This is a genomic window from Flavobacterium sp. 120 (assembly GCF_003633605.1).
Lineage (GTDB): Bacteria > Bacteroidota > Bacteroidia > Flavobacteriales > Flavobacteriaceae > Flavobacterium > Flavobacterium algoritolerans.
On the sequence record NZ_RBKZ01000001.1, the window covers coordinates 2,025,540 to 2,039,642 of the forward strand.

The 14,103-nt window shown below is 32.8% G+C and carries 14 protein-coding genes; 8 read left to right on the top strand and 6 right to left on the bottom strand.

The genetic code is table 11. The features are described 5' to 3' along the window. Positions 1-11: 11 nt before the first annotated feature. A complete protein-coding gene (locus C8C87_RS08635; RefSeq protein WP_121342318.1) occupies positions 12-446 on the top strand; it encodes a DUF6526 family protein in 435 nt (144 codons plus the stop codon). 98 nt (positions 447-544) lie between these two features. Then, positions 545-1,114, top strand: a complete 570-nt coding sequence (locus tag C8C87_RS08640; protein WP_121342319.1) for a pentapeptide repeat-containing protein — start codon at positions 545-547, stop codon at positions 1,112-1,114. Between the two features lie 158 nt (positions 1,115-1,272). On the opposite strand, the gene C8C87_RS08645 is transcribed toward C8C87_RS08640, so the two are convergent. The 6 genes from C8C87_RS08645 to glyA all read right to left on the bottom strand — a co-directional run bounded on the left by C8C87_RS08645 (position 1,273) and on the right by glyA (position 6,829). Next, positions 1,273-1,770, bottom strand: a complete 498-nt coding sequence (locus C8C87_RS08645) for a GNAT family N-acetyltransferase (RefSeq protein ID WP_121342320.1) — start codon at positions 1,768-1,770, stop codon at positions 1,273-1,275. Between the two features lie 18 nt (positions 1,771-1,788). Then, the gene (locus C8C87_RS08650) at positions 1,789-3,585 is read right to left on the bottom strand and encodes an ATP-binding protein (RefSeq protein ID WP_121342321.1); all 1,797 of its coding nucleotides are present in this window, start codon (positions 3,583-3,585) and stop codon (positions 1,789-1,791) included. Between the two features lie 10 nt (positions 3,586-3,595). Further along, positions 3,596-4,048: a response regulator gene (locus tag C8C87_RS08655; protein WP_233206883.1), complete on the bottom strand. Its 453-nt coding sequence runs from the start codon at positions 4,046-4,048 to the stop codon at positions 3,596-3,598. A gap of 29 nt (positions 4,049-4,077) precedes the next feature. Further along, positions 4,078-4,638, bottom strand: a complete 561-nt coding sequence (locus tag C8C87_RS08660; RefSeq protein WP_121342322.1) for an AraC family transcriptional regulator — start codon at positions 4,636-4,638, stop codon at positions 4,078-4,080. Between the two features lie 198 nt (positions 4,639-4,836). Next, positions 4,837-5,430 (bottom strand): tRNA-(ms[2]io[6]A)-hydroxylase, encoded by a 594-nt coding sequence (locus C8C87_RS08665; RefSeq protein WP_099715146.1) that lies wholly within the window; start codon positions 5,428-5,430, stop codon positions 4,837-4,839. A 124-nt stretch (positions 5,431-5,554) separates the two neighbouring features. Further along, complete coding sequence (gene glyA / locus C8C87_RS08670) at positions 5,555-6,829, bottom strand: serine hydroxymethyltransferase (RefSeq protein ID WP_121342323.1); 1,275 nt, start codon at positions 6,827-6,829, stop codon at positions 5,555-5,557. 108 nt (positions 6,830-6,937) lie between these two features. On the opposite strand from glyA, the gene fahA reads away from it, so the two are divergent. The 6 genes from fahA to C8C87_RS08700 all read left to right on the top strand — a co-directional run bounded on the left by fahA (position 6,938) and on the right by C8C87_RS08700 (position 14,029). Next, entirely contained in the window at positions 6,938-8,221 is a 1,284-nt protein-coding gene (gene fahA, locus C8C87_RS08675) for a fumarylacetoacetase (protein WP_099715144.1), read from the top strand. Between the two features lie 155 nt (positions 8,222-8,376). Then, entirely contained in the window at positions 8,377-9,561 is a 1,185-nt protein-coding gene (locus C8C87_RS08680) for a hypothetical protein (RefSeq protein WP_121342324.1), read from the top strand. A 470-nt stretch (positions 9,562-10,031) separates the two neighbouring features. Beyond that, positions 10,032-10,649, top strand: a complete 618-nt coding sequence (locus C8C87_RS08685; RefSeq protein WP_121342325.1) for a GNAT family N-acetyltransferase — start codon at positions 10,032-10,034, stop codon at positions 10,647-10,649. A 4-nt stretch (positions 10,650-10,653) separates the two neighbouring features. Then, positions 10,654-11,847 (top strand): argininosuccinate synthase, encoded by a 1,194-nt coding sequence (locus C8C87_RS08690; protein ID WP_121342326.1) that lies wholly within the window; start codon positions 10,654-10,656, stop codon positions 11,845-11,847. Then, entirely contained in the window at positions 11,840-12,817 is a 978-nt protein-coding gene (gene argC, locus C8C87_RS08695; RefSeq protein ID WP_121342327.1) for an N-acetyl-gamma-glutamyl-phosphate reductase, read from the top strand. Before C8C87_RS08690 ends, argC begins: the two co-directional genes overlap by 8 nt. Positions 12,818-12,892: 75 nt before the next feature. Continuing rightward, positions 12,893-14,029, top strand: a complete 1,137-nt coding sequence (locus C8C87_RS08700; RefSeq protein WP_121343334.1) for an aspartate aminotransferase family protein — start codon at positions 12,893-12,895, stop codon at positions 14,027-14,029. The last annotated feature ends 74 nt before the right edge of the window (positions 14,030-14,103 follow it).

Sequence of the window (14,103 nt, forward strand, 5' to 3'; positions counted from 1 at the left end):
AAAATAAAATCATGGAAACACAATCCTATAAAAATCATATTCGGTATTACCCACCCCATCATTTTGTTTATTATCCCATAATAATGACATTTCTGGCATTCAGCATATATTTTAGTTGCACCACCGAAGATTCATTAATTTGGTCATTTATAAGTGGAATTTTCGTTGTTCTGTTTTGTCTGGCTTTCATGCTACGCCAACATTATGCCTTGACTTTGCAAAACCGAATCGTGCGTCTGGAACTTCGATACCGCTATTTTTCGATTACAGGAAAAAGATTGGAGGATTTTGAGCATCGATTAAATGACGACCAATTATTTGCCTTGCGGTTTGCACCAGATGATGAATTTCCAGCACTTACGCAAAGAGTGCTTAATGAAAACCTTTCGGGAAAGGAAATTAAAAAAGTGATTCAGCACTGGAAAGGTGACTATGAAAGAGTTTAAATTCCAAAATAATACTCTAATTTATCCAATATAACGATTCAGAATTTTGTTTCTTTGTTCCGAAAAACAGCACTAAAAGCTGAATTTAAAACCCATAAATGGCAGAATATTTTCTAGATATTGAGTATAATGATATCACGTACCAAGAGGAAGAAGTCAATTTCAAGGAATTTGAGTGCTGTACGTTTACCAATTGTAATTTCTCTCAATGTGCTTTTGTAGCGGTTACTTTCATTGATTGCATCTTCAATGATTGTACTTTCAGTAACGCCAAAATAAATTATGTAGCCTTTAGAACTGTGACTTTCAATCGATGTGAAATCAAAGATGTCAATTTTGCTATGTGCGATAAATTAATTTTCGAAATTACTTTTAATAATTGCATTTTGGATTTCTCCAAATTTTATACTCTAAAGATGAAAGGAACTTCATTTACCAATTGTAGTATTATTGCAGTTGATTTTATGAGCACTGATTTAACCGAAGTTATTTTTGACAATTGCGATTTATACCGTTCAGAATTTGCGAAAGCAATTGCTAACAAAGCTGATTTCAAAACAAGCTATAACTATACGATTGATCCAAAAACAACAAAGTTAAAAAAAGCAGTCTTTGCTTTAGAAGGATTAAAAGGATTGCTTTATAAACATGAAATTATAGTGCAATAATAGTATTTACTACTTAGAATAGTAGTTTTTTGAGTGCCTGAATTAAGTTCAACAGCTATGCAGACTGCTTCAAAAAATGTATGGAAATATAGGTTTTAAAAGATCCGAAGATTTAGATTTCACGCAATTTTGGATTCAGATTGCTTTAACCAAAGGAATTAAAGCTTCTTTTCCATTTTATAATCTTCCATTTTGTAGCCATGTTCCAATAAAATCTCTTCTTCTGAAACCACTTCAAATCCTATTTTTTTATAAAACGAAATGGCTTTATTGAATTTATTTACATTCAATGAAACTACAACCGATTGATTTTCCTTGGCTAAGTTTTCTACAGCATTAATCAGTAGCTTCCCCGCTCCTTTTCCTTGCGCCTCAGGCAACATATAGATTTTGTGAAGGCGAGTGCATTTTTCGTTTAAATAATTGTGTTCATACGAAGCAAAACCAAGACATACTTCTCCCTCATTTACCAAGAGAAAACGATGTCCTTTTTCGTTTAAATTTTTAAGTAAGGTTTTCTCTGAATAGAACAAATCGAGCATATAATCAATTTGTTCTTTCGATAAAATAGAACCGTAAGCAATTGGCCAGGATTTATAGGCAATTTCTCGAATAGTTTTAAAGTCGTGTATGGCGGCGTCAGCTAGTATTAACATTGTGATTTATTATTGAAATTAAAGCAAATCTCCTTTTGGAATAAAAATATAAAATTTAGCACCTACACCCGGTTTTGCTTTTACTTTTATAAATCCTTTGTGATTATCTACAATTCTACTGCAAATAGCCAGACCAAGTCCCGTTCCTGAATATTTAGGATCCGTTTCCAATCGCTTGAACAATAGGAATATTTTATCTGAATACTCTTGTTTGAAACCAATTCCGTTATCAGAAATTACAATTTTATGGTAATCTTTTTTATTGGCGATTTTATAATCAAGCATTTCTTTTTCTGTAATTTTTTTAGAAGCAATACTGATTTCTGGAGCAATATCTTCTTTACTGTATTTAAGGGAATTTGAAATTAAATTTATAAAAAGCTGCTTCACCTGAAAAGGTATCGCTTTAATTGTAGGCAAATTTCCAATTGTGATAATGGCTTTTTTATCTTCAATATTAGACGATAAATCTTGAAGTATTTCTTCAATAATTTTATTGACATCCGTTTTTACAAAAACCTTATCCCCTTTTATTGTTCTGGAATAATTCACTAAATCAATTAATAAGGTCTGCATTCTATTTGCAGTTACGCGAATTTTTGAGAAATATTCTTTCCCTTGAGAGGTAAGCAAGTCCGATTCCTTTCCTTCTAATCTGGAGATAAACATTTGAATCTTGCGAAGTGGCTCCTGCAAATCATGACTTACAATATTGTTAAAAGCCTCGAGTTCCGTATTTATATATTTTAGTTCTTTATTATTATTTTCAAGCTCGAGTGTTTTATTATACTGGCTTGTAATATCATAATTAACGCCTATTTTAATCAAATCTCCATTACCGTTTTTAGTAAAACTACCAACGCCCATAATATATTTTATATCACCGTTTGGAGTCAAAAATCGGAAAATCGTTGAGGTAGATTGATGGTTAACCAAAGAATCAGTATGTACTTTAGTCACATATTCTAAATCATCCGGATGAATATATTTAATTGAATTTTCTAAATTTGGTTCAAAAGAATTAGGTTCAACTCCCATCAATCGAAATAAATTATCTGAAAATGTATAGGTATTAGTTTCTAAATTAGTCATCCAATGCCCAAAACTGGCTGTCATTTCAGCAGAATTATAGGACTCATTCAGTAGCTTTAGTTGATCATTCGCCTTTTTGAGTTCATCAATATCAACATTCATTTTTTGGAACGAAAGTAATAATATCATTAGCGAAAGAATAACTAATAAAAAAGCGGTAATGATTGAATCTTGTAATTCAAACTGATGATTATTGTTTTCAAATTCCGTTTTTGCACTTTCAGAAAATATAATTTTAGTGACAAAGGATTTCATCATTTCAGTAACATTACTGTTCTCCAATAACATCGCATTTATCGCTACAGGACCAGAATTTTTACTTTGTGCAAGAAGTAAGGTCTTCCTGAATATTTTGAATCTAAGATCAATAAGTCTTTTTAATCGGTCTATATCATTGTATCTGGCAGTATCATTTGCAGTTAACAACCTAAGCTTTGTAATGCTTTCTTCAATTTTACCCCTGCTCAAAAAACGATCTTGTATATAAGCAGCATCTTTTGTGATAATATAACTTCGCAGGCTCGTTTCGTAATTACTCATTACGGATAACAGTTTTTCTAATTCGAGTTGCGTTTCATTTGAATTTGCTATTAATTCAACCGTTGAATCAAGCTTTTTCATTTGGGAATAAAACATCGAGGCTATATAACAAACAACAACAATTGCAATAGCTAAAGCTATTTTAAACACTTGTGAGTTTTTATATAGTCCAAGAATTTTCATTTATTCCTTATTATATGCTAAAGAAAAAAGTCTCGATATTTAAACCTGAGGTATGAAATTGCCAATTCATATTTACAACCTCCTTGATTACTTTTTTTAGTTTAGAAAAATCATTGGGTTTTTTAATGTAGATATTTGCTCCTTCAATAAAGGTGTCTTCAATATCTTTTTCTGATGAAGAGGTAGAATATATGGCAATCGAAACATCTTTAAAACGAGTGTTCGATCTAATTTCTTTCAGACAGTCAATTCCTGTTTTTCCTGGCATATTCAAATCGAGAAATAAAACATGAGGCAACTTAATTTCAGGATGCACTAAATAATCCATTAGATCATTACCATCTTTAAATAGAGTCAACTTATTATTCATTTTAAGCTCTTGTATAGCTTCACTAAAAAAAGTGCGATCATCTTCGTCATCGTCAGCTAAAAGAATATGCATTGAATCTTGGTGTGTAATCATAAAATATAGGGTATATTTTTAATTTTTATTTAATCATTATTAGATAACTCTCTCTTTTTACCTACTATCCTTTTAAACATTGAGGGTGTTAGTCCTGTTACTTTTTTAAATTGAGTTGATAAGTAAGCTACGCTACTATAGTTTAACTCATGAGAAATTTCGGTTAACGTAAGTTTCTCTTCAATTATAAGTTTTTTGGCTCTTTCAATCTTTTGAATAATAATAAAATTCTCAATAGATGTAAATGTATATTCCGAAAAAACATTAGTAATGTAACCGTATCTAAAATTCAGTTTATCCGATAAATATTGAGAAATCGTTATGTTTGGAAATTTCTCTTTTTTATAGACAATCTCAATTATAGCGTCTTTAATTTTTTGGATTAATTGTCCTTTTGGATTATCAATAATCTGAATGCCATACTTTGTTAAACCTACTTGAAGTTCTGCCAAAACATCTTCAGAAACACTATCTCCAATTTCAATTTGTCCTAAATCCAACAGCTGATATTTAATATCGAATTTTTCTAATTGATCTTGTAATATTGCCTTACAAGCAATATTTCCATCATAATTAAAATTGAGTTTCATATCAATAAACAAGTGTTAAGGTTAAAATTAAATCATAAATGTAAATCAAAAAATATTAATCTGGTAACAAATAATTTATTTTAAATACAAAACATTGTCTTCTTTTAAACGCAATAAATATAAATAACTGATTATTAAGCTTCTTAAATCGTTCATTATTTACTAAAAATTAGAACTAAAATCGGCTATAATAAAAAACTACCCATGAATTGTTTCATTTTTACCGTAATTTGTTATAATATTTTCTTCAAATTCGAGCCATTCTCTCCAACGCTTTTCAACGTCAATTCCTACTCCATATTTTCTTGCATAAGTAATAAAAGTAGTGTAATGTCCCGCTTCACTCTCCATTAAATCTCTGTAAAAAACAGATAATTCTTCATCTTGAATGTTTTCCGAAAGTACTTTGAAACGCTCACAACTTCTGGCTTCTATCATTGCTGAAAACAATAACCGTTCCACTAAACTGGAAACTCTGCTTCCATCGCTGCTTTTTTTCATGTACAAATACAATTCGTTCACATATTCATCTTTGCGTTCACGCCCCAATTTCAAGCCACGCTTAATAATGATATTGTGAACTTGCTCAAAATGATCGATTTCTTCTTTGGCCAAAGCCAATAAATCCTTCACTAAATCTTGATGCTCTGAATTGTTTGTGATAATGGTAATGGCATTTGTAGCAGCTTTTTGTTCACACCAAGCGTGATCTGTCAAGATTTCCTCAATGTTTTTTTCTACAATATTGACCCATCTTGGATCCGTTGGTAATTTTAATCTTAGTACAGACATTTATACAATTTGTTTAAAGTTTAAAGTTACATTAAAATAAAAAAAGTTTAAAGTTTAAAAAATTGCGATCACTTTCCGTAAACACAAAACCTTAAACCTTAAACTTTAAACTTTTTTGAACTTTTTAGTATACGAAAATAGCTCTTTCGCTCATCATTTCGTTTACTTCATTTGCTACCGCTTCGATAACATCTTCGTTAGTGTGGTCTACCAATACTCTGTCAATAAGAGCAACAATAGTTTCCATATCTTCTTCAACTAGACCACGAGTGGTAATAGCAGCAGTTCCTACACGAATACCTGAAGTTACAAATGGTGATTTATCATCAAATGGAACCATATTTTTATTTACGGTAATTTCTGCTTTTACCAATGCATTTTCAGCATCTTTTCCAGAAATATTCTTGTTTCTTAAATCAATCAACATCATGTGATTATCCGTTCCGCCAGAAATGATTTCATATCCTCTTTTTACAAAAGCATCCGCCATAGCGTTAGCATTTTTTTGTAATTGTAAAGCATATGTAAAAAATTCATCTTTCAAAGCTTCACCAAAAGCTACTGCTTTTGCAGCAATAATGTGCATTAAAGGACCTCCTTGATTTCCAGGGAAAACAGCCAAGTCTAATAAAGAAGACATCATTCTGATTTCTCCTTTTGGAGTAGTTAAACCAAATGGATTTTCGAAATCTTTACCCATCATAATCAAACCACCACGAGGACCACGTAACGTTTTGTGCGTTGTAGTAGTTACAATATGGCAATGAGGCAATGGATCATTCATCAATCCTTTTGCAATAAGTCCGGCAGGATGAGAAATATCAGCTAATAAAATAGCACCAACACTGTCTGCAATTACTCTGAAACGCTCAAAATCCATATCACGAGAATAAGCCGAAGCTCCTGCTATGATTAATTTTGGTTGTTCTTTAGTTGCAATTTCTTGAATTTTATCATAATCTAATCTTCCTGTTTCCTTATCTACACCATAAAATGAAGGTGTGTATAAACGTCCCGAAAAATTAACTGGTGAACCGTGGGTTAAGTGTCCTCCATGAGACAAATCAAAACCTAAAATTTTATCACCTGGTTTGATACAAGCGTGATAAACCGCTGTATTAGCTTGTGAACCAGAGTGCGGCTGTACATTTGCATATTCAGCTCCAAATAATTCTTTGGCTCTGTCAATAGCAATTTGTTCAACAACATCAACTACTTCACAACCGCCGTAGTATCTTTTGCCAGGATATCCTTCAGCATATTTGTTAGTTAAAACAGAACCAGCTGCTTCCATTACTTCGTCACTTACGAAGTTTTCCGAAGCAATAAGTTCTAATCCGTGAATTTGTCTTTCTTGTTCTTCTAGAATAAGGTCAAAAATTTGTTCGTCGCGTTGCATTTTTTTGATTTTCGTTAATTTGATGCAAAAATACAAAAAAACGTTTGGTTAATAGTTAGATTATAATATATTTGATGAGTAATTTTTTAACAAAATAATTAACAAAATATGCCAATAACAGCTAACGATACCAATAGAAAATCATGGCTAGAAGTACCTGTCAACAGTGATTTCCCTATTCAAAATATTCCTTTTGGAGTTTTCCTTACCAAAGAAAACATTGTAACCGTAGGGACAAGAATTGGAGATTTCGCAATCGATTTGGGAGCTTTACAACAATTAAATTATTTTGAAGGTATTGAACTGACGGATGATATGTTCATGCAGGATACTTTGAATGATTTTATTTCTGATGGTCAAAAAACATGGCGTTTGGTTCGAAACCGAATTGCTGAACTTTTTGATGTGACAAATTCGAAACTACAAGATAATGCAAAAGACAGAGATATAATAATTTTCAAAATGGAAGATGTTGAAATGCAATTACCGGTACTCATTGGTGATTACACTGACTTCTATTCCAGTAAAGAACACGCAACTAATGTAGGAAAAATGTTCCGTGACCCTGAAAATGCATTATTACCAAACTGGCTTCATATCCCTGTAGGATATCATGGTAGAAGTTCTACTATCGTTCCATCAGGAATTCCGGTTCACAGACCAATGGGACAAACGTTACCAAACGGAGAAACCACACCAGTTTTTGGACCTTCACGTTCAGTCGATTTTGAACTTGAAACTGCTTTTATTACTACGGATGTAAATATAATGGGAGAAAACATTGCTGTAACTGAAGCTGAAGATTATATTTTTGGGATGGTTTTATTGAATGACTGGAGTGCCCGCGACATTCAAAAATGGGAATATGTACCATTAGGACCATTCTTGGCAAAAAACTTTGCAACTTCAATTTCCCCTTGGATAGTTACTATGGATGCTTTGGAACCTTTTAGAACCAAAGGACCAAAACAAGAACCTACTCCGCTTCCTTATTTGCAACAAAAAGGAAAACATTCTTTTGACATCAATTTAGAGGTGGCAATTCAGCCTGAAAATGCAAAACCAACAGTAGTTTCGCACTCTAATTTTAAATACTTATACTGGTCAATGTGCCAACAATTAGCACATCATACTTCTAATGGATGTCGTGTAAATTCTGGTGATATGATGGGCTCAGGAACTATTTCCGGCCCAACTGAAGATAGCTTTGGTTCCATGTTAGAATTAACTTGGGGCGGAAAAAATCCAATAAAAATGGGCGACGGAACAGAGCGTAAATTTATCAATGACAATGACACCGTAATCATGAAAGGTTTTTGCCAAAATGGTCAGGTCCGAATTGGTTTTGGTGAAGTTTCCAGCAAATTACTGCCTCCTTTTGTGAGACAATAAAAAATTAGAAATACACTTTTTAAAACCTAACATTTATTCTATTTTTGTTAGGTTTTTTTATGGCATTATTTTTGGATTTTAAAATTCAAAACCCGTAAAACTGCTTAAAAACAGTAGAAACAATTTCGAAAAATCATTTACTTAACTGTAAGCTTATGAAAAAAATTACTCTTTTATTATCCCTGTTTCTTCTTATTTCCTCTTGTGGCGTGAAACAAACCCAAAATTTATTAAGCTCTGGAAATTACGACCAAGCAATTGACAATGCCGTTTCAAATTTGCGAACCAATAAAGATAAAAAAGGCAAACAAGATTATGTTTACTTGCTGGAAGAGGCTTTCGCCAAAGCAAAAGAACGCGATTTAAATGCCATTAATTTATTAGCAAAAGATGCTAATCCTGCTCAATTGGAAAAAATGTACAACACGTATTTACAATTGAATTCCCGTCAGGAAAAAATCAAACCGTTACTTCCTTTGAAACTACTTAAAGAAGGACGAAATGCTATTTTCCCATTTGACAATTATAACGACCAAATCATTGACAGCAAAAATGCCTTATCAGCTTATTTGTATGCTAATGCCAAAAAATTAATGGGAACTTCAGACAAAATGAATTACCGAAAAGCGTATGATGATATGGAATATCTAAACCAAATAACTCCAAATTATAAAAACGTTTTACAACTCATGGATGAAGCTAAATTCAAAGGTTCTGATTATGTTTCGGTTTACACCAAAAACGAAACGAATATGATTATCCCGGTTCGTCTTCAAAATGACTTATTGGACTTTAGCACCTATGGATTGAACGACAAATGGACTGTCTACCACAGCAACAAACAAAAAGGAATTGATTATGATTACGGAATGGTAATTAACTTTAGACATATTTATATTTCGCCTGAGCAAATAAAAGAAAGAGAGTTTGTAAAAGACCGCATTATAAAAGATGGTGTCAAAAAACTGATTGACGCCAACGGAAAAGAAGTTCTAGACGAAAAAGGCAAAGTGGTGATGGTGGATGATATGAGAAATGCAACAGTACGCATTTATGAATTCAGACAGCTTAAATCCTGTCAAATTACTGCCAAAGTAGATTACATCAACTTTAAAAGCAATCAATTATTACAATCTTTCCCAATAGCCAGTGAGTTTATTTTCGAAAATATTTATGCAACATATAAAGGAGACCGACACGCTTCTGACGATAATTATTACTCTTATTTTGACAAAAGAGCGGTAGCTTTTCCTAGCAACGAACAAATGGTTTATGATACCGGAGAAGATTTAAAAGCCAAAATAAAAGATGTAATCAGCAGAAACAGGTTTAGAAACTAATATTTTAAATTAATACTATTACATAAAACTCCTTGATAATTAAGCCTATCAAGGAGTTTTTCAATTTAAAAAATCAACAATACATTAAAATTTTGTTACAAAATACAAATTTAGTGTTGTGTTTTAAAAATATGTGTACTTTTGCACCAATGAATAAAACAAGTTTACATATAACTTCTTTGTCACGGACAAACAGACCCACTACTTCTCCCGAAGTACGGATACTATCCCTATAGTACCCAAAAGCTGTTTCGTATCTTTATTCATTTTTCATTTTTTCCGTTTTGAAATTACCGCTATTTTCCATTGGATTAATATATCCAAAAATTAATACTTATTTATCACTATCGTATTGTAGTTCAATTTATTGCACAACAATCGACTGTTTTAGTATTATATTTGAATTTGGCAAAAATGCATTTCAAAAACAAATACACGAATCATTTTTTAACTCAAAATAATCGCTTGAAATGAAAATTTCTATCATTGTAACTCAGGAAGAACATTATAAGTATTCGCAAGAAATATGCGATACTATTGAATCGTCCGCCTTATTGAGAGGTACTGGGATTGCAAAAAGAACTCCTGAATACATCCAAAAAAAGATGGAAAGTAAAGATGCCGTTATCGCATTAGATAATGGGAAATTTGCCGGTTTTTGCTATATCGAAAGTTGGCAACACGGAAAATTTGTAGCACATTCTGGATTGATTGTACATCCTGATTACAGAAATTTAGGTTTAGCAAAAAAAATCAAATCATTTGTTTTTGACTATTCATTAGAGAAATATCCAGACGCTAAGGTTTTTGGAATCACTACTGGTTTAGCGGTAATGAAAATAAATTCCGATTTGGGGTACAAACCTGTTCCTTTTTCAGAATTGACCAGCGACCCAAGTTTTTGGAAAGGGTGCCAAACGTGCACCAATTATGAAATCCTAAAAAGCAAAGACAATAAAATGTGTTTGTGTACCGGAATGCTTTATGACCCAAAAGAAAAACCTAAAGATCCGCCTAAACACCCATTTAATATCAGAGTATTAAACAGATTAAAATCAATTAAAGAAGCCTTGTTCTTAAAAAAATAATATCATGAAAAAAGTTGTATTAGCTTATAGTGGAGGATTAGATACCTCATATTGCCTGAAATATTTAAAAAACGAAAAAGGATATGAAGTTCATACCGTTCTTATAAATACTGGAGGATTTGATGAAGCTGAACTAGCCGCTATCGAAGAAAGAGCTTACGAATTAGGAAGTGCGCAACATGCAAATCTTACCATTGTAGATAAATATTATGACAAAGCCATTAAATATTTGATTTATGGGAATGTATTAAAAAACAATACCTATCCATTATCCGTAAGTGCAGAACGTGTTTTTCAAGCTATCGAAGCGATTAAATATGCAAAATCTGTTGGTGCTGAAGCAATCGCCCACGGAAGTACTGGTGCAGGAAATGACCAAATTCGTTTTGATTTAATTTTTCAAACCATCGCTCCCGAAATTGAAATCATCACTCCTATTCGTGATTTAAAACTATCAAGACAGGAAGAAGTTGATTATTTATCTAAAAACGGCGTTCATTATTCTTGGGAAAAAGCACAATATTCCATTAATAAAGGATTGTGGGGAACAAGCGTAGGTGGTAAAGAAACATTGACATCAAATCAAACTTTACCAAGTGAAGCGTATCCTTCTCAATTGCAAAAAACAGGTGAAGAGAAAGTAACACTACAATTTGAAAAAGGACAATTAGTAGGCATCAACGGAACTTTGGACACACCAACAAAAAATATTGTTGCTCTTGAAAAATTAGCCAGCACGTATGCAATTGGTAGAGATATTCACGTTGGCGATACTATAATCGGAATTAAAGGAAGAGTTGGTTTTGAAGCAGCAGCACCTTTAATCATCATCAAAGCACACCATTTATTAGAGAAACATACGCTGGGTAAATGGCAACAATACTGGAAAGAACAACTAGGAAACTGGTACGGAATGTTGTTTCATGAAGGACAATTTCTAGATCCTGTAATGAGAAACATCGAGGCTTTCCTAGAAGACACTCAAACGACTGTAAACGGAACCGTTATCGTTTCGCTAAAACCATATCACTTTACATTGGACGGAATTGAATCTGAAAATGATTTAATGAATACCGGTTTTGGACAATATGGAGAAATGAACAACGCTTGGACGTCTGATGATGCCAAAGGATTTATCAAAATTCTTGGGAATGCCCAAAACATATTTTCATCTGTAAATAAACTGACACATGATTAATATTGGAATAATTGGCGGTTCAGGTTACACAGCGGGGGAACTCATCAGAATATTGATGTTTCATCCCAATGCTACACTTGATTTTGTTTACAGCACAACAAACGCTGGAAAACCACTTTCAGTTGCGCATCATGATTTGATGGGCGATATCGAAATGAATTTTACCGATACTGTAAATCCAAATGTGAATGTTGTTTTCTTGTGTTTAGGTCATGGAAAATCAAAATCGTTTTTAGAGCAAAATCAATTTGCAAGCCATACCAAAATCATCGATTTAGGAAATGATTTCAGATTGACAAAAGACAAAGACTTCGATAATAAATCTTTCGTTTACGGTTTACCTGAATTGAATAAATCGGTTATCAAAAACGCTCAGTTTATTGCAAATCCAGGTTGTTTTGCAACAGCAATTCAATTAGCATTATTGCCATTGGCTAAAAATGAAATGCTTACGACTGACGTTCATATCAATGCCACAACAGGAAGTACAGGAGCTGGAGTTTCGCCTTCGGAAACGACGCATTTTAGCTGGAGATCGAACAATATGTCACATTATAAAGCTTTTGAACACCAACATTTGGGCGAAATAAACCAAAGTGTCAACCAATTGCAAGCGGATTATACAAACGAATTGATTTTTGTACCCAACAGAGGTGATTTTGCTAGAGGAATTTTTGCCACATTATACACAACAATCGAAGAAAACTTGGAAGATGTAGTAGCTAAATATGAGGCTTTTTACAAAGACCAGCCTTTCGTAACGGTTACGACAACCGGAATCAACATGAAACAAGTGGTACAAACGAATAAATGCATCATCAGTTTAATGAAAAAAGGAAACCGGCTATTGATTACTTCAGTAATTGATAATTTAACAAAAGGAGCCTCAGGACAAGCCATACAAAACATGAATTTAATGTTTGGATTGGATGAAACCACAGGATTACATTTGAAACCAAGCGGGTTTTAGATGTTTATTTGGTTAATCGTTAATTCGGTTAATCGATTAAACAAACAACCCATTAACCGATTAAACTTTAAAAAAATGAACTTATTTGACGTTTACCCATTATACAACATCACTCCTGTAAAAGCACTGGATTGTACTATTACAGATGAAAAAGGAGTGGAATATTTAGATTTATATGGTGGTCATGGAGTAATTTCCATTGGACACACCCAACCGGATTATGTAGCCAAATTAAAAAATCAATTGGATAATATTGGTTTTTATTCGAATGCGATTCAGAATCCATTGCAAGTAGAACTGGCAGAAAAATTAGGAAAACTTTCCGGATTGGAAGACTATACTTTATTCTTGTGCAGTTCTGGAGCTGAAGCCAATGAAAATGCCTTGAAATTAGCCTCTTTTCACAACAATAAATCGCGTGTAATTGCTTTTGATAATTCCTTTCATGGAAGAACATCGGCGGCAGTTGCAGTTACAGATAACAAAAAAATTGTTGCGCCAATCAATGCGCAACAAATCGTTACTTTTTTACCATTGAATAATATCGAGTTGGTAGAAAACGAACTAAAAAAAGGAGATGTTTCTTCTGTTATAATTGAAGGAATTCAAGGAGTTGGTGGTTTAGACCAAGGAACAACTGAATTTTTTCAGGCATTAGAAAAACTATGTGAGGCTTATGATGCCGTTTTGATTTTGGACGAAGTGCAGTCAGGATACGGAAGAAGCGGAAAGTTTTTTGCACACCAACACCATAACATCAAAGCAGATATTATTTGTCTGGCAAAAGGAATGGGTAATGGATTTCCTATTGGCGGAATCTTGATTTCTCCAAAATTCACAGCGAGTTATGGATTATTGGGAACTACTTTTGGTGGAAACCATTTGGCATGTGCCGCTGGAATTGCAGTTTTGGATGTGATTGAAAGCCAAAAATTAATGGATAACGTAAATGACGTTTACGCTTATTTTTTAGAAGCAATTAAACAAGTTCCGGAAGTTATCCAAGTAAAAGGAAGAGGATTAATGCTCGGTGTAGAATTTGATTTTGACGTAAGTACACTTCGTAAAAAAATGATTATCGACAAACATATTTTTACAGGAAATGCAAATAATAAAAACTTATTAAGAATCCTTCCTCCATTGACAATCAAGAAGGAAGCGATTGATACCTTTATTATCGCTTTAAAAGAAACATTGGCAGAATTGAAATGATTTTTTTAAACATATAAGTCATACAAGCACTTAAACTTGTGACTTATATGTTTAGATTTTTTTTTCTAAAATAG